At 47.6% G+C, this 290-nt stretch carries 1 pseudogene; it reads left to right on the top strand.

The window, feature by feature from the left end:
- Positions 1-290, top strand: a pseudogene (locus AB4503_RS25015) (conjugal transfer protein TraG); the annotation flags it as partial.

The raw sequence follows: 290 nt of genomic DNA, 5'->3' as shown, positions 1-290 counted from the left end.
GTTGAGCAGTTTGCGCATGATTTTGCGATTAACGCCAGCAACACCAAGTCTCTTGGTGCAAGTGCATTGCAAAGCCAATCGGACTTGAACGCCCTCTCGAATACTCAAACGCGCCTAGACTCTGGCAGTGCCAGCTTTACGGCCAATTCTATTCAAGGCTTCCAGAATTATTTGGAAAAAGACATAGGATTAAACCAACCAGACGTCCAACGCCTAATGACCGCTTACCAACCGGAAGATATTGCCGAGGCGAAAGAGCAATGGCAATACTACACACGCACTGAAGAGTT

This window comes from Vibrio sp. 10N.222.55.B11, assembly GCF_041473705.1.
In the GTDB taxonomy this organism is placed as follows: domain Bacteria; phylum Pseudomonadota; class Gammaproteobacteria; order Enterobacterales; family Vibrionaceae; genus Vibrio; species Vibrio crassostreae_C.
The sequence above is the reverse complement of the archived record's forward strand: the minus strand, read 5'-3'. Positions and strand labels throughout refer to the sequence as shown.